At 72.3% G+C, this 24,791-nt stretch carries 20 protein-coding genes; 6 read left to right on the plus strand and 14 right to left on the minus strand.

Features of this window, described 5'->3' with window-relative positions; genetic code table 11:
- Nucleotides 1-23: 23 nt before the first annotated feature.
- From FAF44_RS29720 to FAF44_RS29730, 3 genes are read left to right on the plus strand one after another with little or no spacing between them, the layout of a single operon-like run.
- Nucleotides 24-2,228, plus strand: coding sequence for a sialate O-acetylesterase (locus FAF44_RS29720; RefSeq protein ID WP_272895194.1), 2,205 nt, complete (start codon nucleotides 24-26; stop codon nucleotides 2,226-2,228).
- Nucleotides 2,229-2,261: 33 nt separating this feature from the next.
- Entirely contained in the window at nucleotides 2,262-2,438 is a 177-nt protein-coding gene (locus FAF44_RS29725; protein WP_237106608.1) for a hypothetical protein, read from the plus strand.
- Nucleotides 2,439-2,442: 4 nt separating this feature from the next.
- Nucleotides 2,443-2,853: a PIN domain-containing protein gene (locus tag FAF44_RS29730; protein ID WP_237106609.1), complete on the plus strand. Its 411-nt coding sequence runs from the start codon at nucleotides 2,443-2,445 to the stop codon at nucleotides 2,851-2,853.
- A gap of 7 nt (nucleotides 2,854-2,860) precedes the next feature.
- Here FAF44_RS29730 and FAF44_RS29735 read toward each other — a convergent pair whose 3' ends face one another.
- The 12 genes from FAF44_RS29735 to FAF44_RS29790 form a co-directional block, all read right to left on the minus strand.
- Complete coding sequence (locus FAF44_RS29735; RefSeq protein WP_237106610.1) at nucleotides 2,861-4,492, minus strand: amidohydrolase; 1,632 nt, start codon at nucleotides 4,490-4,492, stop codon at nucleotides 2,861-2,863.
- A gap of 38 nt (nucleotides 4,493-4,530) precedes the next feature.
- Entirely contained in the window at nucleotides 4,531-5,973 is a 1,443-nt protein-coding gene (locus tag FAF44_RS29740) for an aldehyde dehydrogenase (RefSeq protein ID WP_237106611.1), read from the minus strand.
- Nucleotides 5,970-8,111, minus strand: a complete 2,142-nt coding sequence (locus tag FAF44_RS29745) for a prolyl oligopeptidase family serine peptidase (protein WP_237106612.1) — start codon at nucleotides 8,109-8,111, stop codon at nucleotides 5,970-5,972. Before FAF44_RS29745 ends, FAF44_RS29740 begins: the two co-directional genes overlap by 4 nt.
- Nucleotides 8,087-9,391 (minus strand): Xaa-Pro peptidase family protein, encoded by a 1,305-nt coding sequence (locus FAF44_RS29750; RefSeq protein WP_237106613.1) that lies wholly within the window; start codon nucleotides 9,389-9,391, stop codon nucleotides 8,087-8,089. Before FAF44_RS29750 ends, FAF44_RS29745 begins: the two co-directional genes overlap by 25 nt.
- Entirely contained in the window at nucleotides 9,384-10,502 is a 1,119-nt protein-coding gene (locus tag FAF44_RS29755; RefSeq protein ID WP_237106614.1) for an ABC transporter ATP-binding protein, read from the minus strand. Before FAF44_RS29755 ends, FAF44_RS29750 begins: the two co-directional genes overlap by 8 nt.
- Nucleotides 10,499-12,286: an ABC transporter permease subunit gene (locus tag FAF44_RS29760; RefSeq protein WP_237106615.1), complete on the minus strand. Its 1,788-nt coding sequence runs from the start codon at nucleotides 12,284-12,286 to the stop codon at nucleotides 10,499-10,501. Before FAF44_RS29760 ends, FAF44_RS29755 begins: the two co-directional genes overlap by 4 nt.
- Nucleotides 12,286-13,350, minus strand: coding sequence for an extracellular solute-binding protein (locus tag FAF44_RS29765; RefSeq protein ID WP_237106616.1), 1,065 nt, complete (start codon nucleotides 13,348-13,350; stop codon nucleotides 12,286-12,288). The genes FAF44_RS29760 and FAF44_RS29765 overlap by 1 nt, the downstream gene beginning before the upstream one ends.
- A 26-nt stretch (nucleotides 13,351-13,376) precedes the next feature.
- The gene (locus tag FAF44_RS29770) at nucleotides 13,377-13,757 is read right to left on the minus strand and encodes a cupin domain-containing protein (protein WP_237106617.1); all 381 of its coding nucleotides are present in this window, start codon (nucleotides 13,755-13,757) and stop codon (nucleotides 13,377-13,379) included.
- A gap of 13 nt (nucleotides 13,758-13,770) precedes the next feature.
- On the minus strand, nucleotides 13,771-15,387 hold the full coding sequence (locus FAF44_RS29775) for an NAD(P)/FAD-dependent oxidoreductase (protein WP_237106618.1): 1,617 nt from the start codon (nucleotides 15,385-15,387) through the stop codon (nucleotides 13,771-13,773).
- 12 nt (nucleotides 15,388-15,399) lie between these two features.
- Nucleotides 15,400-15,789 (minus strand): nuclear transport factor 2 family protein, encoded by a 390-nt coding sequence (locus FAF44_RS29780; RefSeq protein ID WP_237106619.1) that lies wholly within the window; start codon nucleotides 15,787-15,789, stop codon nucleotides 15,400-15,402.
- 26 nt (nucleotides 15,790-15,815) lie between these two features.
- Nucleotides 15,816-16,583, minus strand: coding sequence for an IclR family transcriptional regulator (locus tag FAF44_RS29785; RefSeq protein ID WP_237106620.1), 768 nt, complete (start codon nucleotides 16,581-16,583; stop codon nucleotides 15,816-15,818).
- A 220-nt stretch (nucleotides 16,584-16,803) separates the two neighbouring features.
- Entirely contained in the window at nucleotides 16,804-17,376 is a 573-nt protein-coding gene (locus FAF44_RS29790; protein ID WP_237106621.1) for a GNAT family N-acetyltransferase, read from the minus strand.
- A gap of 120 nt (nucleotides 17,377-17,496) precedes the next feature.
- Here FAF44_RS29790 and FAF44_RS29795 point away from each other — a divergent pair, with 120 nt between their 5' ends.
- A complete protein-coding gene (locus tag FAF44_RS29795; protein ID WP_237106622.1) occupies nucleotides 17,497-18,897 on the plus strand; it encodes a PQQ-binding-like beta-propeller repeat protein in 1,401 nt (466 codons plus the stop codon).
- 3 nt (nucleotides 18,898-18,900) lie between these two features.
- On the opposite strand, the gene FAF44_RS29800 is transcribed toward FAF44_RS29795, so the two are convergent.
- Nucleotides 18,901-20,601, minus strand: a complete 1,701-nt coding sequence (locus tag FAF44_RS29800) for a PQQ-binding-like beta-propeller repeat protein (protein ID WP_237106623.1) — start codon at nucleotides 20,599-20,601, stop codon at nucleotides 18,901-18,903.
- Between the two features lie 101 nt (nucleotides 20,602-20,702).
- The gene (locus tag FAF44_RS29805; RefSeq protein WP_237106624.1) at nucleotides 20,703-21,917 is read right to left on the minus strand and encodes a serine hydrolase; all 1,215 of its coding nucleotides are present in this window, start codon (nucleotides 21,915-21,917) and stop codon (nucleotides 20,703-20,705) included.
- A gap of 409 nt (nucleotides 21,918-22,326) precedes the next feature.
- Between FAF44_RS29805 and FAF44_RS29810 the strand changes: the two genes are divergently transcribed.
- Complete coding sequence (locus FAF44_RS29810) at nucleotides 22,327-23,184, plus strand: AfsR/SARP family transcriptional regulator (RefSeq protein ID WP_237106625.1); 858 nt, start codon at nucleotides 22,327-22,329, stop codon at nucleotides 23,182-23,184.
- A gap of 33 nt (nucleotides 23,185-23,217) precedes the next feature.
- Entirely contained in the window at nucleotides 23,218-24,750 is a 1,533-nt protein-coding gene (locus tag FAF44_RS29815; RefSeq protein WP_237106626.1) for an amino acid adenylation domain-containing protein, read from the plus strand.
- Nucleotides 24,751-24,791 lie beyond the last annotated feature (41 nt).

Genomic DNA, 24,791 nt, shown 5'->3' on the forward strand with positions numbered 1-24,791 from the left:
CGCCACCCCACGGAGGAGTGCCCATGCCCCGACGCCGGCTCACCACCCGCCTGTTAGCCGGCGGATGCGCCGCCCTCGCATTCGCCACCGTCACCGTCACCCTGACCGCCGCCGCACCAGCCGCCGCCGCACCGGCCGCCGCCGCACCGGCCGCCGCCGCACCAGCCGCCGCCGCACCGGCCGCCGCCGCACCAGCCGCCGCCGGCGTCTGGTCGACGTCCTGCGACGCCGAGGCCGCCGATTATCGGCCGGTGCGGGCGCTCGACCTGCCCACCGCCGCGAACTGGCGGGACACCACTCCTCCGTACGCGCTCGATGACACCGCCGCCGTCGCCGGCGGGTTCGACCGGGTCGGCTACTGCCTGGAGCTCACCACCGACGCGGGCACGAGCTGGGTGTGGACGTCGATGGAGGCGCTGAGCGGCGACCCCGGCGACGTGGGCCTGCCGACCCGCATGGAGCAGGCGCGGCACCAGTTCGTGGACGACCTGACCGTGGCCTCCAACGTGCCCGGCGTCCAGCGGCTCGACGGCGGCTCCGGCTGGGTCGAGATGTGGCCCAACCAGTACGACGGGACGGGTTCGCGGCAGATCCCGGGCGCCTCCGACACCGCCCGCGACGCCGACGACGCGGTCCTGTGGGCGAACGGGTACGGCTCGTTCCAGGTGCACGCGTTCGCCGACGCCGCCGACGCCCGCGGCCCGCGCGCCGCGGACTCCGCCACCGCGACCCCGGTGCTGGCCGTCAACGCCTTCACCACCCCGGGCCCGCAGACGATGGACCTCGGCATCGGCGTCGCCCCGGGCGAGAACCCCGACTGGACCTCCGCCCAGAACGCCGGCGACTACACCGCCCGGCGGCTCACCTTCTACGCCCGGCCCGCGCTGGCCCGCATCGACGCCGCCCCGATCTCGCGGCAGGTCGTCCCCCGTCCTGGCCGTACCGTCACCAGCGTGCCGGTGCCGGTCAGCGGGGTGGCGCTCGACCCGGACGTCACCGCGGTCGAGCTGCGGACCACCCGCGACGGCAGGCGGACGACCCAGCGGGCCGCCGTGTCACCGGCGGCGCCGGGGTTCTCGTTCACGGTCCCGCTGCCCGTGGCGCTGACCTCGACCGACCTGGAACTCCTCGCCCGCACCGCCGACGGCGGCAGCCGGCGCATCGCCCGCGCGGTCGACGTCGTCGCCGGTGACGTCTTCGTCGTGCAGGGCCAGTCGAACGCGCAGGCGGGTCAGCAGGCGAACTCGACGTCGTCGGAGGCGGACCGGTCCCGGTGGGTACGCACCTTCGGCACGTCCAACAACAACAACTCGCGGCTGGCCGCCGCCATCGGCGGCTGGACCTACGCCATGGGCGACAACATCCAGCGGGCCGCGGCGATCGGCCAGTGGGCGGTCCGGATGGGACAGTTGATGTCGGCCCGCCTCGGCATCCCGATCGCCGTCGTCAACGGGGCCCGTGGCGGCAGGGCGATCGGCTACTTCGCCCGCAACGACGCCGAACCCACCGACGGTTCGACCAGCTACGGGATGCTGCTGAACCGGCTCACCCGGGCCGGCCTGGCAGGTCCGGACGCCATCGACGCCATGCTCTGGTACCAGGGTGAGGCCGACCGCGACAGGGCCGACGTCCACGTCGCCGGGTTCACCGAGCTGGTCGCGGACTGGCGCGGCGACTACGGCGCCGACCTGCCGGTCTACGTCCACCAGGTCCGCAGTTCCCCTTGCGACCAGGCGTCCGCGGTGGCGCTGCGGGAGGCCCAGCGGCGCCTGCCGGACACGATCGGCAACCTGCGGGTGCTGTCGACGACCGGCCTCAACGGTCACGAAGGCTGCCACTTCCACTACGTCGACGGCTACCGCACCTTCGGTGAGCACAACGCGGCCATGCTCCTGGACGACCTGTACCGTCCTGGCGCCCCGACGGTGGCGCCGCCGGACCCCCGTTCGGCGCACCGGATCGACGACCACCCGGACGAGCTGGTGGTGACCCTGCGCGCACCCGCCCGCCCGCTGACCGTCGAGGACGGCGCCGCCGCCGACTTCCAGGTGCCGGGCGCCACGGTGGAGTCCGTACGCTGGCAACGCGGCCGTGGCCTGGTGCTGCGGCTGGACCGGCCGGTGCCGGCCGACGCCACCGTGGCCTACCTCGCCCACCACGGCCCCGGCCCCCGCGTCGTCGACGCCCTCGGCATGGGGCTGCTCGCCTTCCAGATCCCCGTCGGCTAGCGGCCCGGCGCCACGCTGGGTATCCTCACGCGTATGACCCCCGAGCACGACACCCCCGAGACGCGGCGGGAACGCGTCTACCCCGACGAGACCCGCGCCCAGGACCTCGCCGCGCTGCTCGACATCATCGGCACGCCGGACCAGGCGATGCTCGACCTGGCCCGCAGGCGCGACGAGGAGTTCGCCGCCCGCCGCGCCCACGCCGCCTGATCGCGTGATCGGCAGGGTCCTGGACTCCAGCGCGCTGATCGCCTGGGGCAGTCGCAGTTCTCCGTACGTGGACGCGGTGATCTTCTCGCGGACCGAGCACCACGGTTACGTCGTGCCCGTCGTCACCACGGCCGCCGCGCTGACGGTGGCGCTCGCCCAGCTCCCCGGCAAGGCGGCGCCCGTGGTGGAGGCGCTGCTGGCCATGGAGATCTGCGTGGTGGACGAGCTCACCCCGGGCAGCGCGCCGGCGGTCGCGGAGGTCCTGCGCGAGGCCGGCCCGTACGCGGCCGAACTCGGGGTGACGGCCGCGACGATCGTGCAGGCCGCCGGCCGGCGCTCGCTGCCCGTGGTCACCTCGAACCCGTACCCGCTGACGTCGCTGCGGCCCGACCTGGAGATCGACCTGATCCCCTGACCCACGTTCACGGGCGGGGGCTGAGGTAGATCTCCTTGCCGTTCACCCAGGTCGCGGTGGGTTCGATGTGGCCCAGTTCGGTGACGGACACCGCCGTCGGATCGGCGGTGAGCAGCACGAAGTCGGCGGCCTTGCCTGTCTCGATCGAGCCGATCACGTCCTCCATGCCGATGGAGTGGGCGGCCCACGTCGTGTACATGCGCAGCGCCTCCTCGGCGGTGACCGCCTCCTGCTCGTCCAGCAGTTCCCCGCCGGCGGCGCGCCGCTCCACCGCCGCCCGCATGGCGGGGAACGGGTTGTGCTGCTGGGCGGTGATCCCGATCGCGTCGGAGTTGCCCGGCACCGGCAGCCCGGAGTCGATCAGCGTGCGGAACGGCATGACCGTGCCGATGCGCTCGGTGCCGAGGTGATCGACGTATCCGACGGCGGTGGTGAGCAGGAACGCCGGCTGCGGGACCGGGACGATCCGCGCCTGCGACATCCGCTTGATCCGCTTGTCGGTCATGAACATGTTGCCCGCGTGCTCGATGCGGTGCCTGATCGCGCCGCGCCGGTGCGCGGGCAGCGCCTCGACGGCGGCGATGGCCTGGTCGAGCGCGCGGTCGCCGATGGCGTGCATGGCGATCTGGAGCCCGTGCTCGTCGGCGAGCGCGACCAGGTGGCAGACCTCCTCGTCGGTGTAGGCCAGTTCGCCCCGGTAGCCGGGCCGCTGGGGGTAGTCCTCGTGCAGCGCCGCCGCGCCCGCGGTGAGGCCGCCGTCCAGGAAGATCTTGACGCCGCCCAGGGCCAGGCGGTCGCGGTCGAGGCCGGCGAAGCGCTCCTTGAGCGCGCCTGAGCGGACGTCGTCCCTGCTCAGCACGGTGGGGAGTTTGGGGTAGGCGACGGCGCGCAGGCGCAGGTCGCCGTCGGAGGCGTTCTGGATGAGCGCGGCCAGGGCGTGGGTGTGCAACTGGATGTCGCCCACGGCGGTGACGCCGACGGCCGAGTAGCGCAGTTCGGTCTTGCGCATGGCGGCGGCGAGCACGCCGACCGGCGCCTGCGGGCCGTTGAGCGGCGCGAACATGTCGTAGGTGCGGCCCGTCGCCACTCCGGCGTCGTCACGTTCGATCCGCCCGCCGGGCGCGTCGGGGGTGTCGTCGTCCACGCCCAGCATCTCCAGCGCCAGGGAGTTGAAGACGTTGATGTGGTAGCTGGCCCGGTAGATGACCGGGTGCGTGGTGCTGACCTGGTCGAGGTCGTGGCGGTCGGGGTAGACGCCCTCGGCCAGCTTCAGGTGCTGGTAGTGCTCGCCCTGGCCGAGGATCCACTCCGCGTCCGGCACCTCGCGGGCGGCCTCCTTGAGCACCGCGACGATGTCGCGCACCGACCCGACCCGGGTCGAGCGCACGTCCACGGCGACCTCCCAGGCGTAGGCGAGCATCTCCAGGTGGGAGTGGGCGTCGATGAGGCCGGGCACCACGGCCGCTCCGCCGGCGTCCAGGATGCGGGTGTGCTCGCCGGCCGCGGCGAGGATCTCCTGGTCCGTGCCCACCGCGGTGAAGCGCCCGTCGCGGACGGCGAACGCGCGGGCGATCGTGCCGTCACGGTCCATCGTGAGCACGCGGGCGTTCACCACGCAGGTGTCGGCGGGTGCGGTCATGCTGAGTTCTCCTCTGAATTGCGGTGAGATGTCGGGTTTCATCGGGCCACCTGGATGGTCTTCAGCTCCAGGAACTCCTCCACGCCCGCGCGGCCCCGCTCGCGGCCGAGCCCGCTGGCCTTCATGCCGCCGAAGGGGAGCTGCGGCTCGCTGGTCAGGGCGCTGTTGACGCCGACCGAGCCGGCCCTGAGCCGCCGGGCGACGCGCATCCCGCGGTCGCGGTCGCCGGTGAAGACGTAGGCGGCCAGGCCGTACTCGGTGCGGTTGGCCCGCTCGACGGCCTCGGCCTCGTCCCGGCAGGTCACGACGGCCAGCACCGGGCCGAAGATCTCCTCGCCGAAGACAGCGGGTTCGCGCGCGGCGGGCGCGGCGAGGACGGCGGGGTCCACGAAGGCGCTGACCGCGTTCTCCGTCAGGCGCCGGCCCCCGGTGACCAGTTCGGCGCCCTGGGAGACGGCCGTGTCGATCTGCCGCTCGACGCGCTCGACGGACTCCAGGTCGATGAGCGGCCCGAGGTCGGTCGTCTCCTCGCGCGGCTGGCCCGTGGTGAGCGCCCGTACGGCGGTGCGCAGTTCGGCCAGCAGCGCCTCGGCGACGTCGGCCACCGCGTAGACGCGGTTGGCGGCCACGCACGCCTGGCCGGCGTTGAGGTAGCGGGCCTGGACGAGCTGCCGGGCGGTGGCGGCGACGTCGGCGTCCTCCAGGACGACGACGGGGGCGTTGCCGCCCAGTTCGAGCAGCACGCGCTTGATCGAGGCGGCGGCGCCGCGCATGAGCAGTTCGCCGACGGCCCGCGAGCCGGTGAAGCTCACGCAGTCCACCCGCTCATCGCGCAGGAAGACCTCGCCGGCCGTGGCGGGGTCGCTGGTGGGCACCACGTTGAGCACGCCGGGCGGGAGCCCCGCCTCGTGCAGCACCCGCGCGATGAACAGCGCGGTCAGCGGCGTCTGCTCGGCCGGCTTGAGCACGACCGCGCAGCCGGCGGCCAGGGCCGCGCCCACCTTGCAGGCCACCATGAACGCCGGGAAGTTCCACGGGGTGATCGCCGCCACGACGCCCACCGGCTCGGCCACGACGACCGCGTCGCGGGTGGGGGTGATCTCCGGCCAGTCCTGGCCGGGCAGGCGCAGCGTCTCGTGGCTGAACCACTCGAAGAAGCGGACCGTGTTGGCCGCCTCGCCGAGCGCCTCCCTGGCCGGCTTGCCGGTCTCGGCCGTGATCAGCTCGGCCAGTTCGGGCACCCGGCGGCGCAGCGCGTCGGCGCCGTCCCGCAGCAGCTCGTAGCGCCGCCACGACGGGGTGCCCGACCAGCCGGGCAGCGCGGCGTGCGCGGCCGACACCGCGGCCAGGACGTCCTGGCGGGTGGCGTCGGCGACCTCGGCCAGCACCTCGCCGGTGGCCGGGTCGTGCACGGCGAAGCGCCGCCCGCCCTCGGCCGGGTGCGCCTGGCCGCCGATGAGCAGATCGTCCTTCTGGGTCATGTTCTGGTTCTCCTGTGTCGGTCGAAGGCGTCCAGGAAGAGGGCGAAGGCGGTCGCGCGCTCGTGCACGTAGCGTCCGCTGGGCTTGTCGACGCCGTGGCCGCCGTCCCGGTCGGTGCCGAGCAGGATCGGGCGGTCGGGCTCCGCGCGGGCCGCGCGCAGGGCCCGGACGAACGCGATCGCGTGCATCGGGTGCACGCGGCTGTCGTGCAGCCCGGTCGTGACCAGGACGGCGGGGAAGCGGGCCCGCTCCGGGACGTTGTGCAGCGGCGAGTAGGCCGCGATCCACTCACGGTCGGCCGGGTCGTCGGGGTCGCCGAAGTCCGACATCCACAGCCGGGCGATGGAGTGGCGGTGGTAGGTGAGCATGTCGGTCATCGGCACCGCGGCGTGCACCGCCGCGAACAGGGAGGGCCGCTGGACGACGGCGGCGCAGGCCAGCAGTCCGCCGTTGGAGCTGCCCCACAGCGCCAGCGTGCCCGGGTCGCAGGCGCCGCCGGCGATCAGCGCGCCGGCGACGTCGTACAGGTCGTCGAAGACGCGCTGCCGTCCCGGCCCGATGCCTTCCCGGTGCCAGGCGTCGCCGCGTTCCCTGCCGCCGCGTATCCCGGCGATGACGTAGCGATGCCCCAGGTCCACCCAGGCGCGGGCGAGTTCGGAGTAGGCCGCCGTGCTCGACAGGCCGAAGCCGCCGTAGGCGTGCAGCAGGGTCGGCAGCGGGGTGCCGGGCGGCACGTCGGGGGGCTCCAGGACGAGCATCGGGATCTCCCGGCCGTCGCCGGCGCCGGCGTGGGAGCGGCGTACGGTGATCGGCGGCTCGTCCCGCTCCCAGGCGGCCAGGTCGTACACCCGCCCGCGCGTGACGTCCCAGGCGGCCAGGTAGGGGCTGCGCGCCGGGGTGGACCAGGAGAAGACCGCCGTGGTGGGGGACAGGTGCCGCACCACCCGGTTGCGCATGACGGACTGCCCGGGAGTCGGGAGGAGGGCGGCGACGTGGCCGGGGCCGGGCAGCGGGGCCAGCCGCATGGGCTGGTCCGCGCGCAGGTCCAGGAAGCCGATGTGGGAGCTCATGTCGCGTTCGCCGGTCACGAACAGCGTGTCGTCGCTGACCGAGACGTCGTCGAGGACGAGGTCGCTCTCGGGGACGAGCACCTGCCATCCGCGCCCGGGATCGGCCCGCACCACCTGTCCGCACGGGGCGCCGACGCTGGTGACGCCGATGACGGCGCCCGACTCGGTGAAGTGCAGGCGGCTCTTGCCGTCGGCGGCGGCGACCAGCGGGGTCCGCTCGCCGGTGCGCGGGTCGAGCAGGTGCGCCTCGGTGCCGGACCAGCCGGCCGAGACGTGGACCAGGAGCAGGCGGCCGTCGGGGGACAGTTCCACGTCGGGCCAGTCCAGGCCGTCCGGGTCGCAGGCCGCCCACGTCAGCGGGTCCTCGTGCTGCGGGGTCCCGAGCAGGTGCAGCCGGATCTCCCGGCCGTAGTGCCGGTTGCCGGGGTAGTGGCTGTAGTAGAAGCCGTCGCCGCCGGGCAGCCAGGCCAGGCTGGCGTGCCGGACGCCGGTCAGGCGGTCCGGCAGCACCTGGCCGGTGCGCAGGTCCAGGACGGAGGCGAGCGACTGCTCCGAGCCGCTGTGCGACAGGCCGAAGGCCAGCAGCGAGCCGTCCGGGCTGGGGTGGAACCAGTCCACGGCGGCCGGGGCCCCGTCCTGGGTCCCGTCCTGGGTGTGCCGGGACGGGTCGAGCACCACCCGGGTCAGGTGCTCCTGGACGTGGCCGCCGGTCGTCGAGCGGCGGACGACGACGCGGTGCTCGGCGCCCGGCAGGCGGTCGGCGGTGAAGATCCACCGTCCGCGCACCTGGGGGGCGCCGAGCGCGCCGCGTCCCACGGCCGCGGTGAGCGCGCGCTCGGCCCGCGCGCGCAGGGGGCGCACGTCCGGGCGGGCGAGGTAGGTCTCCAGCTCCGCCTCCCGGGCGGCCAGCCACTGCCGGGTCCGCGGGGCGTCGAGGTCCGTCGGGTCGAGGTCCGTCGGGTCGAGGTCCGTCGCGTCCGGGTCTGTCGCGTCCGGGTCTGTCGCGCCGGGGTTCGTGGTGTCTGGGTTCGTGGTGTCGGGGGTCATCGCCGGTCCAGCCAGCACCATTCCTCGCTCCACGGCAGCCGTGAGAGCTGCCGGGCGGGGCCGTCGGGCTGCACGACGAAGGTGTCGGAGAAGTTGACGCCGAAACCGCCCGCCGGGTCGTACAGGCCGGGTTCGACCGAGAAGCACATGCCCGGCTCCAGCACGGTCGTCTCGCCCAGGGAGATGTAGGGCGGCTGGTGGCCCTCCATGCCCTGCCCGTGTGAGGGCCGGGTGGCGACGTAACGCTGCACGCCCGCCGCGATCTGGAAGCGGTGGACGTCCTGCGCGACCTCCCCTCCGGTGCGTCCGGCCCGCAGCGCGTCCTTGAGCAGCAGGCAGGTGTCGCGCGTCACCGTCCACAGGGCGGCCTCGGCCGGGGTCGGGGCGCCCAGCAGGTACGGGCGGTAGAGTTCGCCGCCGCAGCCGCCGACCTGGATGATCCCGGAGACCTGGATGGTCCGGCTGTCCTCGATGACCGCGTAGCGGGCCTGGTTCGGGTGCGGATAGCCCGTCACCGCGCCCGCGCGGACCCAGCCGAGGTCGACGTTGATGCCGACGGCGGTGTGCGGGGCGCGGCCGGGGCCGTGCTCGGTCATGATGCGCTCGGTGATCCAGTCGGTCATCTGCAGCCTGAGCCTGGAGTCGGTCAGGCCGGGTTCGCGCTGGAGCAGGCGGTCGCGCGCCCAGGCGTGCACGTCGTCGAAGTAGCGGTAGGCGCGGGTGGCCAGCGCCAGTTCCTCGGGCGTCTTGCGCATCCGCCGGCGCAGGCACACCTGCTCCACCGGTACGGGCGGCGGCGCGCCGTGGACGCGCAGCGCCGCCTCGGGCAGCACGGTGTCGCTGGCCAGGCGGCCCAGATGGCCGCGCCTGGCCAGGTGGTCGACCAGCCACTGCCAGGTCCGCACGCCGGGCCCGGCCACCGCCACGCCGTCCCGCGGTGAGCCGTGCGGCGAGTCGGGCACGTCGAAGTAGGATTCGCCGTCCCCGTACCACCAGGTCGTGACCAGCTCCTGGTCCAGGTAGGGGTAGAACCAGACGGGGGCGCCGCCGTCGGCCGGGAGCACGACGGCCAGCAGGCGCTCGGTGGTCAGCGCCCACAGGCCGGTGTAGTAGACGATGTTCCACGGGTCCACCAGCAGCACGTCGGTACGCCGGTCGGGGTCCACGGCGTCCAGCAGTTCGGCGGCCCGCCGCTTGCTCCACTCCAGCGGGAGGCGGAACCCGTCGTAAGGGGTGTACCCCTCGGGTTCGAGCAGCAGGTCGCAGGACGCGGGGCGCAAGGCGTCCGCCGGCTCACGCATCGGCGGTGGCCTTCGCCGTCTCGTCCGCCGGCGACGGGCTGTCAGGGCGGGGGAAGACGTGGACGTCGTCGAGCTCCCAGCGGACCCCGACCCGGTCGCCGGGGACGCCGGAGAAGGCGTGCGCGCTGTTCTGCACGCTGGCCCACAGCGTGCCCACCCCGTCGATCCGCACGCTGTACTGGGTCATCGCCCCCAGGGCCACCACGTCGGCGATGACGCCGTCGAAGCCGGGCCCGTCGTCCCGCACCCCGTCCGCCGTCAGGCGCAGCCGCTCGGGCCTGATCGTCAGGTCGGCGGCGGCGCCGGCGCTCGCGCCCGTCCGCGGGACCGGCATCGTCGCGCCCGCCTCCAGGCGGGCGCTGCCGGGCCCGGTGATGGCGGCCGGCAGCGCGTTGTTGTCGCCCAGGAAGTTCGAGACGAACAGGCTGGCCGGCGTGTCGTAGAGCTCCTTGGGGGCGCCCTGCTGGACGATGCGCCCGCCGTTCATGATCGCCACCCGGTCGGACAGGGCCATGGCCTCGTCCTGGTCGTGGGTGACGTACACGATGGACACGCCCAGCCGGTGGTGCAGCCCGCGCAGCTCGCCCTGCAGCCGCGCGCGCAGGCGCCGGTCCAGCGCGCCCAGCGGCTCGTCCATGAGCAGCAGGTCGGGTTCGTAGACGATCGCCCTGGCGATGGCGACCCGCTGCTGCTGTCCGCCGGACAGGGTGGCGGCGTTGCGGTCGCGGAAGGGGCCGAGGTCGACCTGCTCCAGCGCCTCGGCGACGCGCCGCTCGATGTCCTGGCCGGACAGCGAGCGCATCTGCAGCGGGAACGCGACGTTCTCGGCGACCGTCATGTGCGGGAAGAGCGCGTAGTTCTGGAAGACGACCCCGATGTTGCGCTTGTCGGCGCTCACCCGCGCCATGTCCCTGCCGTTGATGATGACGCGGCCGGCCGTGGGCGCCTCGAAGCCGGCCACCAGCCGCAGGCCGGTGGTCTTGCCCGAGCCGGACGGGCCCAGCAGCGAGAAGAACTCACCCTGCCTGACGTCCAGTTCGGGTACGTCGAGCACGCGCAGGCCGCCGTACTCCTTGCTCACCTCGCGCATCGACAGGCTGAACTCGCTCATGCCGCCTGCCCCCTTTCTGTCTCGGTTCGCTGGGCCGTACGGCGTCTGAGCCGTTTGAGCACCTGCCAGGCGATGGCCCCGACGCTGACGAACGCCATGAACAGCACGGCGGTGACGCCGACGGTGGGGTCGGTCTGCAGCGCCAGCGCCTCGAAGATCCGGCTGGGCAGCGTCTGCACGTTGATGCCGGACAGGAAGATCGCGATGGTGGACTCGTCGAAGGACGTCACGAAGGTCAGGAACAGCGCGGCCAGCACCTGCCCGCCCAGCAGCGGCAGCAGGATCCGCCGCAGCGTACGCAGCCGCGAGGCGCCCAGGCTCGCCGCCGCGTGCTCGTAGTCGGGGTTGATCGCCTGCACGCCGGCGTACCCGATGATGAACGCCTGCGGCAGCGTGATCGCGATGTGCGCCAGGACGAAGCCCGCCTGGGTGTCGATGAGCCCGACCCGCAGGAAGGAGATGAAGAACGCGCCGGCCGCCACCACCACCGGGAACAGCAGCGGCAGCAGCAGGTACGGCAGCGACAGGGCGCGCACCGCCCTGGACCCGGCCCGCCCGACGCCGATGGCGGCCAGGACGCCCAGCGCGGTCGCGCAGACGGAGCTGACCACGCCGACCAGGACGCTCACCCCCAGCGGGCGCAGCCAGCTCCCGGTGAACATGTTGGCCCACCACTGCGTGGAGTAGGAGTTCGGCGGGAAGACCAGGGCTCTGGTGCCCGCGAAGGAGATCGGGATGGCCAGTAGTTGCGGCAGCAGCACCAGGAGCGCCAGCACGGTCGCGATCGCCGGGACGATGCCGGGCAGGTAGCTGATCCGCGAGCGGTCGAGCAGCCGCGCGGCCAGGCCGCTCACGCTGCGGCGGGTGTGGCGGCGCGAGCCGCGGCGGCGGGCGCGCTCCCGCTCGGGGGTCTCGACCGCGGCGGTGCTCATGAGCTGCGGGGCCACCACGTTCTGGATCTTCTGCCGGGTCAGCAGCGTGAACAGGACGAGCACGGCCATGACGGCGACGCTCAGCAGCACCGACGCGGCGGCGCCGGAGGCGGTGTCGCCCTCCTGGCTGATCGCGCCGTAGACGAAGGAGCCCGCCATGCCGGCGGCGTTGCCGCCGAGGAGTTCCGGCACCGCGAAGCTGCCCGCGCTGTAGACCAGGGCCAGCACGAACGCCACCTGCAGCCCCGGCCGGGTGGCCGGCAGGAAGACCCGCACGAACGCCTCGGCCGGTCCCGCGCCCAGGCTGCGCGCGGCGAGCATCCTGCTGGGGTCCACCTTCTCGATGATCGGCACCAGGACCAGCACCACGATCGGGATCTCCGAATGCACCAGTCCGACGATCACGGCGAAGGAGTTGAACAGCAGGTCGGCGCGGTCCAGGCCGACGGCCGTCAGCAGGTTGTTGACGATGCCCTCGGCGCCCAGCAGCACCTGGATCGCGAACACCCGGATCAGCACCGAGGTCAGGTACGGCGTCACCACGCAGATGAACAGGAACGCGCGGAAGACGCCCCTGGAGCGGGCGATCGTGAGCGCGATCGGGAACCCGATGAGCACGCACAGGACCGCCGACAGCAGCGACAGCAGCGCGGTGTTCCGCAGCACGGTGAGGAAGCCGGGGTCCGCCAGCAGCCTGGTGTAGGCGCCGAGGCCCGGCTCCTCCTCGTTCACGACGCTCCGCAGCAGGAGCATCCCCAGCGGGAGGACGTAGACGACGGTGATGAACAGCACCGCGGGCAGGGCGAGCGCTCCCCACCCCTTCGGCCGCGCGGAGTCCGTGCGCCGCGCCATTACGCGTTGAGCCAGCTCTGCCACCGCTTGACGACCTCGTCGTAGTGCTGGGCCCACCAGGTGCCGTCGACGTAGAAGGAGTCCTTGTTGGTCTCCTCGGTGCCGGGCAGGTCGGCGCGCTGTTCAGGGGTGAGCTTGTCCAGGACGGAGGTGACCGTCGGGGTGTAGCGCAGGGAGTCGAGGATCGCCTGCTGCGACTCGGCCGACAGCGAGCGCTGGATCACCTCCAGCGCCTTGGCCGGGTTGGCGGCGTTCTTGGAGATCGTCAGCGACTGGACGCTGACGGGCGCGCCGGCCCAGTTGTAGTCGATGGCGGCGCCGCCCTTCTGCAGGTCGAGCAGCCGGCCGAGGGTGTAGAGACCGGTGACGACGTTGCCCTGGCCGATGGCGGTGTCGGCCTGGTTGATGAAGATCGAGTCGGCCTTGATCTTGTCGAGCCACTGGAAGGCGCGGTCCACGTCGAGCGGGTACAGCTTGTCCTTCGGCACGCCCGAGGCCAGCAGCGCCACCTCCAGCGTGCCGATGGGCCGGTCGGGGAAGGACCGCTTGCCCGGGAACTTGCTGACGTCCCAGACCTCGGCCCAGGTGGTGGGGCCGCCGTTGGGGAAGGACTTGGTGTTCCAGTAGAGGTTGCGGGAGAACTGGTACCACGGGACGCTGAACTCGTTGATCAGCGACTGGTCGGCCACGTCGGTGACGTTCAGCTTGCTCTTGTCCAGCGGCTGGAGCATCTGCTTCGACATGAACTGGGCCAGGGTCGCGGTCTCGGTGTCCACGACGTCGGGGCTCTGCCGTCCCGACTTGATGATCTCGTTGAGCTGGGTGACGTTCGAGCCGTTCTTGTCGATCTTGACCTCGACGCCCGCCTCGGCGGCGTACGGGTCGAACAGCGCCTTCTTCACCGACAGCTCATAGGTGCCGCCGAAGCCGGAGTACCACAGGGTGTCGCCGCCGCCCGCGCCGCCGTCCGAGCCGCAGCCGGCGAGCGTGAGACCGCAGGCCAGCGCGGTGGCGGCGGCGATCAGGGAGGTGCGGGGGCGGCGCAGGGCGGTTGTCATAGACATGGGAGATCCATTCGTGCTGGCCGGCGCTATCCGGCCAGGTAGTCCTCATCGCCGACCTCGCCGCGCCAGTCGACGGCGCCGAAGTGGACGATGAACTGGGTGAGCATGCCCTTGTCCGTGGCGCCGTGCCAGTGCTCGACGCCCGGCTCGGTCCACACCACGTCACCGGGGCCCACGGTGACGCGTTCCTGGCCGCGTTCGCGGATCCAGCCCTCGCCCGCCACCGTGTAGAGCAGTTGGCCGCCCTCGTGGGTGTGCCAGTGCGTGCGGGAGCAGGGCGAGAAGAAGATGTTGATGGCGCGCGTCTGGCCTTCGGCCAGCACGATGTCCGACCACACCGTTCCGGTGGTGGTCTCCGAGCGCAGACCCGAGGAACGATCTCCCGGGACGCCACGACCGATGAGCACTGCGAACTCCTTGTCAGTTGACCGTGTTGACCGTGTCGGCGGCGTCGGCCAGCATGCGCTGGGAGGCGTTGTAGCCCGTGACGCCGCTCATGAAGTTGCCTGGCCAGGTGCCCACGCCGCACAGGTAGAGCCCCCGCACCGGGGTGCGGTGGTCGGCGCAGCCCGGCATCGGCCGGGAGTCGAAGATCTGTCCGGGCACGATGTCGCCGTGCGCGCCGTTGCCTTCGGCCAGCGCGAACTCCCGCTCCAGGTCGAGCGGGGTGTAGACGTGGAAGTCGTGCAGGACGTCCGACAGGTTCGGCACGTGCTCCTCCAGCGTGGCGATGACGGCCTTGCCCAGGTCGTCCCGCTGCTCGTCCCACGTGCCCGTGGCCAGGTGGTACGGGATGCCGCGGACGCTCAGGCTGACGAAGTGGCAGCCGGGCGGGGTCAGCGACGGGTCCAGGGCCGAGGAGATGATCCCCGAGATGGTGGGGCGTTCGGTCCACCGGCCCATCACGGCCTCGTTGTAGGCGTTCTGCAGCACGTCGATGCTGGGCGCGACGCGGAAGTTGGTGGCCAGGAACAGCCGGTTCTCCTCCTCCGACGTCGCGGCGGCGAAGCGCGGGGTGCCCTTCAGCGCCAGGTGCACCTTGGCCGAGGAGCCCTTCATGTTGATGCGCCCGGCCAGGGCGTGGAGGTCGGGCCCGAGCTCGTCCGGGGTGAGCAGGCGGGTGAGGGTCAGCTTGGGGTTGGCGTTGGACAGCACCCGCCGGCTGCGGAACTCGCGCCCGTCGGACAGGGCGACCCCGGTGGCCCGGCCGTCCGCCACCAGGATCTTGGCCACCTCGACGCCGGTCAGGATCCGCACGCCGCGCGCCCTGCACGACTCGGCCATGGCCTCGGTGATGGCGCCGATGCCGCCCAGCGGGGCGGCGTTCTTCATCATCAGGTCGTTCTCGTCGTGGGTGCCCATCCGCTTCATGGACTGCTCCCACAGGGGGCGCTGCAGCAGCAGGTAACCCGAGCCGGGGGTGCGGGGGCCGACGAAGTTCGTGGCGACGGCCGTACCGGCGAAGAACGCCCGCAGTTCGGGCGAGCTGAGGTGGCGCTCGATGATGTCGGCGACGCTGCCGAACATGACCGCCTCGAACGCCTGCTGCTGCGACGGCGTGCGGAAGCGGGCGGCGACGGTGGCCAGGCTGGGTGGCGGGTCGTAGAAGGAGACGTCCATCGTGCGGGCCACCGAGGCGAAGAACTCCAGCAGCTCGTAGAAGCCGGCGTTGTCGGCGGGGCCGTGGGCGAACCTGGCGATCTCCGCCCGGCGGCGCTCCCTGTCAGGCCAGGGCGCCAGCGCCCGGCCGTCGTCGAACATGGTCAGCGAGCCCAGCTCGGGCCGGGTGAAGCGCAGCCCGAAACGTTCCAACTCCATGTCGGCGACGATCCTGGGGTCCAGGCTGTGGCTGGAGTTGGCGACGCTGCTGCCCCGGTAGCCGGGGAAGATCTCCTCGGTCACGCACGTGCCGCCGACCATGTCGCGCCGCTCCAGCATGAGCACCGACCAGCCCGCCCGCGCCAGATAGTGGGCGCTGACCAGCCCGCTGTGCCCGGTGCCGATGACGATGGCGTCGAAGACCTGAGGGTCGTTCATGACGATCCGCGCTCAGCCCAGCGGGCGGATGGTTCGTGAGCCGATCCGCCAGCCGCCGGCCTCCAGGCGGACGGTGTCACGGTATTCGGCGGCCGCCAGCACCCCGTTGCCGCGCAGGGTCAGGGCCTTGCAGACGCACTCGGCGCTCCGCTCGTCCACCGGCGTCACCAGCACGTTGGTGACGTGGTGGCTGACCGCCGGGTCGGTGATCTTCTTGAAGGACGCGATGAGCTCGTCGAGGCCGTGCGCGACCAGCCGCCCCGGGTTCTCGAATCGCACGTCCTGCGCGAAGACCGTCCCCATGGCGTCGTAGTCGTGGGCGTCGAGGAGGTAGGCGACCTGCGACAGCAGATCCCTGATCCGGTCGATCTCGGCGGCGGGCAGGGGTGACGGATTGCTCACGGCTTCCTCTCGTGGGTCGCGGGACATCAGGAGATCCCCCGTGCCGCCGCGACCGTCCGTTGGGTGATGAATGCGATGTAGCCCGGTTCGGTCCGGGTGGCGGGGACGACCGTCGCCAGGGCGCCGGCCACCCGGCCGGCGATCCGCACGGGAACCGCCACCGACCAGGACTCCTGCGTCGTCTCCAAGGAGCTGAACGCCGAGCCCTTGGCCGCGATCTCGGCCAGTTCCGCGCGCAGTTCCTCGCGGGTGCGCGTGGTGCCCGTCGCGGTCGTGAACGTCCCGCCGGGCAGGCCCAGGTCGTCGGGACGGTCCTCGCAGAAGGCCAGCAGCGCCTTGCCCGCCGCGCCCAGGAAGGCGGGGCCGCGCTCACCTGGCGTGACCACGCGCCGCACGGGCCGCCCGCACTCGGCGGACTCCAGGCACAGCCGCTCGGCGCCGACCAGGACGAAGAAGCCGACCGTCTCGTCGAGGTCGTCGCGTAGCGCCCGTACGGCCTGGCCGGCCACCGGCCGCACGCCGGCCCAGCGGTCGGTGCGGTGGAGCAGCGCGGTCAGCGCCGCTCCCGGACCCCACAGCCCGTCGGGGCTCTGGTCGACGTAGCCGGCCATCTTCAGCGTGGCCAGCAGGCGGGAGGCCGTGCTCAGGCTCACGTCGACGGCGGCGGCCATCTCGGTGAGCGTGCGGCCCTGACCGCCCAGGGCGGACAGCAGCCCCAGCGCGCGGGTGACCGCGCGGACGCCGGAAGCGCCGGCGCCTTGGGGTCCTTCTGTCTGACGGAAGTCGGCTTCCATGGTGAGGAATCATGAACGAGTCCGCCTAGAAGTGTCAAGGGGTACTTTATGCGCCTTCACCTGGTCATATAGGTAAAATTTGCAGGTATCCCGATATTTCAGGCATTATCGACATGGAGGACAGGGAATCCGGCGCGGCCGAACCGGCGCGCCGGCGAGCGGTCCGGCGGCGCGCCGAGTGATGCGCGCTCGGCGGTCCTGACGCGCTGAGGTGGTGCTCTCAGCAGGCTGGAAGCGGCACGGCCGACGGCGGCCACTCTCGCCTGAGCAAGCCGAACACCCACGAGTCGGACACCTCGCCGTTGACGATGCAGTCCTCCCGCAGCGTCCCTTCGCGGACGAATCCGATCTTCTCCAGAACCCGGGCAGATGCCATGTTGCGCGTGTCGGCCTCGGCCTGCACACGATTCAGGTCCAGGGTGTCGAACGCCCACCGCAGCAACGCGTGCGCGGCCTCCGTCGCGAAGCCGTGGCCCCACATCGCCTCATCGAGGCAGTAGCCCAGGGACGCACTGCGGTAGTCCGGGTTCCATCCGGTCAGACCGCACCAGCCGACGAAGGCCCCGTCGGAAACACGGTCGATGGCCACCCGCGCCCCGGTGCCCTCGTCCGCCATCTTCCGGCACATCATCAGGAAGCGCTCGGCGCGGGCCCGTTCGGTCCACGGCGGGGAGTCCCAGAAACGCATCACGTAGGTGCTGCTGTGCAGCGCGTAGAGGGCGTCCGCGTCGGCGTCGGCGAAGGGGCGCAGTCGCAGGCGAGCGGTGTGCAGCATGGGCGTGGCCAGAGTCATGCGCCTCATCTTGCGTCGTCAGCGGGCGGGCAGGCCACCGGATATCAGCCCCGGAGCCAGAGGGACCGCCGGTTCGGGTGATATGTCGGTAGGGTTTCTCGAAATCGGAGGAGGCGGGGAGTGCACCGACGGTCACGACTGGTACCAGCGGGTGGGATCCTCGCGCTGCTCGCGACGGCCTGCAGCGCCGACCCGGACACGCTGGTGACGGCGCCCAGCCCGCCGGTGGTCACGATCGTCCCGGGAACTCCGTCCGCCTCGCCCACGGCCCCGCCCGTGACCACGCCCGACTGGTCGATCGAGTTGACCGGCGACGGGCAGGACCGGTGGAGCCGCGCGCAACTCCTCGCCGCGGGCGACCGGTTCCTGCTGTCCACGGGCAGCCAGGTGCGCGGGATCACCGACCAGGGCAAGGAGGCGTGGCAGCGGACGTTTCCCTCGCCGGTGAGCGTGGCGGTCGCCGACGGCGTGGTGATCGCCACGTACCGGCAGAGCGGGAAGCACGCCTGGCCGCCTCCCAAAACCGTCCTGGGCATCGACCCCGCGAACGGCAAGACCCGGTGGAAGGCCACCACGTCGCCGTACGAGTCGGTGGTCGGCGACATGGTCTACACGCCGGTATGCCGCGGGGAGCAGACCGAACGGCCCGACGACTGCCGGCTGTCCGCCCGCGATCCGCACACGGGCCAGGCCCGCTGGACGGTGCCCGCCGAACACGTGGCCACCGTGACCGGCTCCGCCGGTGACGTGCTCACCATGACCACCCGGCCGAAGGGCTACCGGGGCAAGCACTGGCTGATGACCCTGGACGCCGGGTCGGGCCAGCGGCTCGGCGTACGCGTGGAGAAGGAGCGGTTCGGCGGGGAACTGCTCTTCCCCGCCGGCCAGGACCGGGTCTCCGGCCCCACCTTCCTCAGCTCCGGGGTCCTGGTCATGAGCAGTGAGAAGCAGCAGGTCAAGACGTTCAAGGAGAAGTGCCGGCTGGACCTGGCCGCCCTGAACACCCGGACCGGCGCGAAGAAGTGGACGGCCCGCGTCCGGCTCGGCGACCCCGAGGGGGAGTACGGGTGCCGCTCCGCCCTGCCGGACGTCTCGGACGACGGCCGCGGCCTGTTCGGCGTCGATGAGAGCGGCAACCCGCTCGTCCTCGACCTGGTGACCGGCCGGGTCCGATGGACCGGCCGGACCCCGGGCACGATCCTGGCCGGCGACGGCGAGACGGCGCTGGTCAAGGAGAAGGGGACGCTCACCCTCTACGACCTGTCGTCGGGCAGGGCGCGCTGGAGCGACGACGAGCCGGTGAAGACCTGGGCAGGCGTGCGGACCAGATTCACCGGCGACCGGCTCCTGGTGTTCCCCGACGACTGCTACCGCAACTGCTACATCCGCGTGTACGACCTGGCCAAGGGCCCCGCCGAAGCCGCTCCCGCCGGTGAGTACGCCGGCTCGGGCGGGGGCTGGGTGGCCACCCGGAAGAGCGAAGGCAAGGTCACGACCTTCAGCCTCAACCGGCTCGGCTGACCCTCAGTTCAGCGACTTCAGCACCCCGCCGACGATCCGTTCGAGATCGTCGGGCTGGTCGGCCTGCACCTCGACGATGTGGCGGCCCTTGCGGACCTGGACGCTCTCGCCGTCCGTCTTCCGCGCCTCGTCGGCGCCGTACCTGCCGGGCTCGCCGTCGAGCAGGCCGTCGGCCTCGGCCGGACTCGCGGACACCCACAACACCTCGGCGCGGGCCCCCCTTTCGATCCCCCCGACCGTGTAGGTCACGCCGCACGCGCTCCGGGCGAGTTCCCGGGTGCCGGCCCGGACCGGGCCCTTCACCGTGGGGGTGCGCGCGGCGACCTTGCCCGGCAGGTCCTTGAGCAGGTCGCACGCCTGCGGCCAGTCCTCCGGCCGCACGCCGCCCAGTTCCACCGGCCCCTGCGCGGGCGTGGCGGCGTAGGCGACCAGGCTCTCCGTGGCTGTCGTGGCCACCAGCAGTTGACCTCCGGTCACGCCCGCCCACCGCGGACGCCCTGACGGGAGGCTGAGCGGCAGGGGCATCGTGGTGAGCGCGGCGGTGGCCGGGTCGAGGACGGTCAGGCCGGCCGGGAGCAACGTGCCGTGGTCGAGGTGCGGGCTGACGCTGTACACCCGTCCACCGCCCACGGCGGGCAGGCCGTCATCGGGGGTGTCCACGGTGCGGACCTGCCCGCTGGAGCGGTTGATCAGCGAGACGACCAGGTTGTTCGATCCGTCGAGGTGGATCAGCCCCAGGTCGTCTCCCATGCTCTGCAGCGAGCAGGGCGTGACGCACTGGACGGCGCCGTCCATCCGCGCGAGGTCGCGCCCGTCGCGGCCGACGATCACGCGGGTCTCCTTGCCGAGCCCGATCAGGGTGGCGCCGTTCCGTACGGACGTCTCCGCGCCGAGCCGGGAGGTGCCGCGGCGGGACCAGAGCGGCGTGCCGGTCGCGGGGTCGAACGCGTACACGTAGTGCTCGCTCCTGCAGGACTCCTCGAACACCACCACGCTGCCGTCGGTGTCGGTGGTGGCCCTGCGCTGGGGGTAGTCGCAGCCGCCCGGCGCACGGTGCTCGCGGCGCCATCGTCGCTCGCCCGTGGCGGCGTCGAGGGCGATGAACTCGTCCGGCTTGTCGTCGTCCCCGGATCGGGGAGCCTCGGCCAGGAGCGGCACGACGCCCTCGCCGATGGCCAGTGCCAGCCCCTGCCGGCCGGTGAACGGCGTGGCCTCGGCGCCGCTGCGCTCCCACAGCAGCCGGCCCGTTCCCGCGGCCAGGCCGGTCAGGCGGATGTCGGCGTCCGACCGCGTGGAGCCCGACTGTCCGGTGCTCGACTGTCCGGTGCTCGGCCGTGTGGCGATGACCAGGGCGTCCTTGCTCACCGCGTAGCCGATCAGGTCGCGGCCGGGCTCGCGGTAACGCCACCGCTTCGCGCCCGTGCCCGCGTCGTGGGCTTCGAGGCCGTCGGCGCCGGCGACGAAGAGCTGGCCGCCCGCCAGCCTGATCTCGCGAGCGTCCTTCTCCTTGCCCAGCCCGTCGATGCGCCAGGACTCCCGCAGGATTCCTGGGGCTGGTCCCGCGTCGGCGACCGGACGCGGGCCTGACGGAGCGAAGGTCTGGTCCCGTGCGATGTCCGCGAGGGCTTCCTCCTGGCCGAAGATCGAACAGCCGGTGGAGAGCAGCAGCACCACCGCTGCCCCGATCCTTCGCCAACGTGACATAGGTGGCAACCCTACTGCGTGGCCCGTGAGCCGCACCGGGCTCCGAGCGCCCGCCGGATCGGGGGCGCGGGCGCTCGGAGCCCGCGCCGGGTGGCCACGCCTCAGCCCTGGCCGGTGACGGCCTGCTGCTCCTGGCGGAGGATCTCCGTGAACTCGAGGTCGTCGTAGTTGCTGAGGACGACGCCGACCCAGTCGGCGTCCAGGTAGATGTTCCAGTTGGCGCTGACGCCACCGCTGCCGCCGCCGCGCCCGGACACCCACTGGCGGCCGTCGACGATGTGGAGCACACCCGAGTACGCGGCGAACGACGTGGGTTGGCGGCCGGGACGGTTGGCCCCGGTGTACAGGCCGGCGTAGGGCCGGTTCAGCACCGTGGCGTCGCGCACCGCCTGCGCGAACCGGACCAGGTCCGGTGCGGTGGCGAAGACGTTGCCGATGAAGCCGCGGCCCGGATTCTCGCCGGGCCCCTGCAGGCTCAGGCTGTCCTTGTCCAGGTTGCGGACGGCGTCCACCCGGTTGCCGTCGGGCTGGCGCATGTAGGGGTGCGCGATGTGCTCGTCGGCGAGCCACTGGTCCCTGGTGTAGTAGGCGGAGCCGGTCATGCCGGCGCGTCCGAAGACGTGCTCGTGCATGTAGTCCCAGAACGTCGTACCGGTCACGGCCTCGACGATCTGCGCGGCGATGGCGTTGGCGGCGCCGCCGCCGGCCGTGTGGGCGTTGGCGGCGCCGTTCGAGCCGGGGGCGGCCACCAGCGTCGCCTGCCGGGCCCACTGCCGGTTGTACTCGTGCACCTCCTCGCGGCTGTTGAAGACGCGTCGCACGTCCGGCTTCGGGGCGTCTATCCCGGAGGTGCCGGCGAGCAGGTGGTGGATGCTCACCTGCTCGGCGATGTCGCCGGCGAGGCCGTCCAGGTGGGCGCCGACCGGGTCCGACAGCGTCAGCCTGCCCTGCTGCAGCAACTGCAGGACGGCCACCGGGAGGAACGGTCCGCCCGCCGAGGAGAGGTTGAACGCGGCGTCCTCGTGGTTGCGGATGCGCTTCTCCTTGTCGGCCCAGCCGTAGCTGCGTGACAGCACGGTCCGGCCCCGGTGCGCCAGCAGCACCACACCGGAGAACTTGTCCTGTGCGGCCAGGCCCGCCACGTACCGGTCGTAGGCGCCGCCGGGGCGGGTGGCGGGTGGGATCTGGTCGTGTCCGGACCGCTCGGGGGCCGCGTCGCCCCTTTCGGCGCCCAGCACCGGGCTCATCGTCCCGGCCAGGGCTGCCGCGCCCGCGTATCCCATCAGCCGGCGCCGGTTGACCTCGAATTCGGTCATGCTGATCGTTTCCTTTCTGTGCGCGGGCGGTGCTCCGCCGTACGCGGGCCGACGGCCGGGTCGTGACGTCACCCGCGTCCGCCGCCCGCTCGGCGACTCGCCCGCCGACCACTGTCGGCCAGCCGTGTCCCCGCCCCGTCCGCGCCGTGTCACCGTCGCGTCACAGCCCCGACCGACGGCGGCGACCCGCCTGAGCCGGGCCCGGTCACTCGGCGCGCAGGGTGATTTCCCGGAAGTCCGACAGACGGGTGAGGCTGTTGACAACACGGGGGATATCGGTCACCATCGCTCTGTTGGGAAGTAAATCGACATCGTTGTCGTTTTCCTGGAAATATCCTCCGTCGCTCTTGTCTCTCCGCCGTCGTCATGCGATGGGCGTGCGCCCGGCCGGCCCGGCCGGCATTTCTGCGTGACCGCCCGCTTCCGGATCGCTGGAAGACCATCACATATTTCACCTCTCTTGCACGCGCGGAAAAGGGGAATAGAGTTGACGACATTCCGCCTTCTTGGGCCTCTGCGCATCGGGCGGACGAGTCCCACGGAAATAACCTCCCCGAGCGTCCGGGCGCTGCTCGCGGCATTGTTGCTGCAACGCGGAGAGCCGATATCGCGCGGCAGGCTGATGATGATGCTGTGGAACGACCCGCCCGCCTCCGCCGAGGCCAACCTCCGCCAGTACGCCGCACGGCTGCGCACCTGCCTCGGCCGGACGGCCCCCGACCAGGCCCGCCGCCTCCGGACGATCCGCGGCAGCGGGGAGAGCGGCTCCTACCAGCTACTCGTCGAGCCCGAGCAACTGGACGTGGCCAGGTTCTTCCAACTGGGCGCCGAGGCCAGGAAGGCGGCCGACGACGGACGGCTGCACTCGGCCGCCACCCTGCTGGAGTCCGCGCTCGCGCTCTGGAGTGGCCCTTCCGCGGGCATGAACGTCAGCGGGTCCCTTTATCTGCAGGATCAACTCCGGGTGCTCACCGAACTGAAGGGCGACGCGGAGGAATTCCTGCTGGAAACTCAGCTCGCTTATCTCCCGGCCAGGAAACTCGTGCCCACGGCCCGCAAACTGGTGGCCGAGCACCCGTTGCGCGAACGATCCTATGCCCTGCTGATCCGATGCCTGTACGCCGCCGGAGACAGCGCGGAAGCCCTCGGCATTTACGATCGCGCCCGTTCCAGGCTGAACCAGGAACTCGGGCTCGAACCGGGCCCCGCGCTTCAGCAACTCTTCCTGGGCATTCTTCGTCACGACAATGAGCTGATCTACACGTGATAACGGGAAGAACGTCCCGCGGGGGAGCGCCTTGTGACGTTGTACGAATGGTTCGTGGCCGGTGCGGAGCGCAACCCGGACGGGCTCGCCCTTGACGTCGGCCCGCACCGCGTGACCTATCGCGACCTGCGTGCCCTGGCCGAACGGCTGGCCGGCCACCTGCTCGAACGCCACGGAGGACCGCCTCGGGCCGTCGGCCTGCTGGCCGCCCGCAGCCTGGCCGCCTACGCGGGCTACCTCGCCGCGCTGCGCGCCGGCGCCGCCGTGGTGCCGCTCAACCCCTCCTTCCCCGCGGCCCGTAACCGGCTCATGTGCGCGCAGGCCGGCGTGGACCTGCTGCTCCGTGAGGACGACACGGACCTCGGGGTGCCGGCCACCACGGTGACCGTGAGCCCCCGGAGCCTGAGCCGCCTGCCCGGCGCCGGCGGGCAGGGCGGGCAGGGCGGGCTCGGCGGGCAGGGCGGTGCCGGCGACCTCGCCTACGTGCTGTTCACCTCGGGTTCCACGGGCGTGCCGAAGGGCGTGCCCATCCTCCACCGCAACCTGGACGCCTATCTCGCGGCGAACATCGACCGCTTCGAGGCCGGACCGGGCTGCCGCCTCTCCCAGACGTTCGACCTGACCTTCGATCTGTCGGTCTTCGACCTGTTCGTCGCCTGGGGATCGGGGGCGACGCTGGTCGTCCCCACCAAGCTGGACCTGCTGGCGCCGAGCCGCTATGTGCGCACGCGGGAGCTGACCCACTTCTTCGCCGTCCCGTCGATCGTGTCGCTGGCCCGCCGCCTGAACTCCCTGGCCCCGGACCAGATGCCCACCCTGCGCCACAGCCTGTTCGGCGGCGAGCAGCTCACCCTCGACCAGGCCGCCGAGTGGCGGCGGGCCGCCCCCGCGAGCACGGTGCACAACCTCTACGGGCCCACGGAGGTCACCCTCACGTGCACCCGCTACAGCCTGCCCGCCGATCCCGCCGACTGGCCGCGGACCAGGAACGGCGCGGTGCCCATCGGCGCCGTGCACCCGTGGCTCGAAGAGGTCGTCCTGGACCGGGAGGGACGCCCGGCGGACGAGGGCGAGTTGTGCGTGCGCGGCGTCCAGCGTTTCCCCGGCTACCTCGACCCGGAGCAGAACGCGGGCCGGTTCGTGGCGTTCGACGGCGGGCGGGCGGTGCCGTTCCGGGAGGGAGACGTCCTCACCGACCGGCACTGGTATCGGACCGGCGACCTGGTCACGCGGTCCGGCGGGTCGTTGCTGCTCCTGGGCCGGCTCGACGACCAGGTGAAGATCCGCGGCTACCGGATCGAGCTGGGGGAGATCGAGACGGTGCTGCGCCGGCACCCGGACGTGGTGGACGCCGTGGTCACCCCGCTGCCCTCGGACGACGGAGAGATCGACCTGGTGGCCGGGTACACGGGCGGGCCGGTGAGCGAGGCGGAGCTGACGGTGCTGGTCAAGGAGTCGCTGCCGGTCTACATGGCGCCGGCGCGCTTCGTGCACCTGGACGACCTGCCGCTCAACGTCAACGGCAAGATCGACAGGAGGCGGCTCACGACCGTCCTGGCGGAGTGACGGCACCAGGCTTCGAGCAGGGCCCGCAGGGTGCGGGACGG

The organism is Nonomuraea sp. MG754425, assembly GCF_021699195.1.
Classification (GTDB): Bacteria; Actinomycetota; Actinomycetes; order Streptosporangiales; family Streptosporangiaceae; genus Nonomuraea.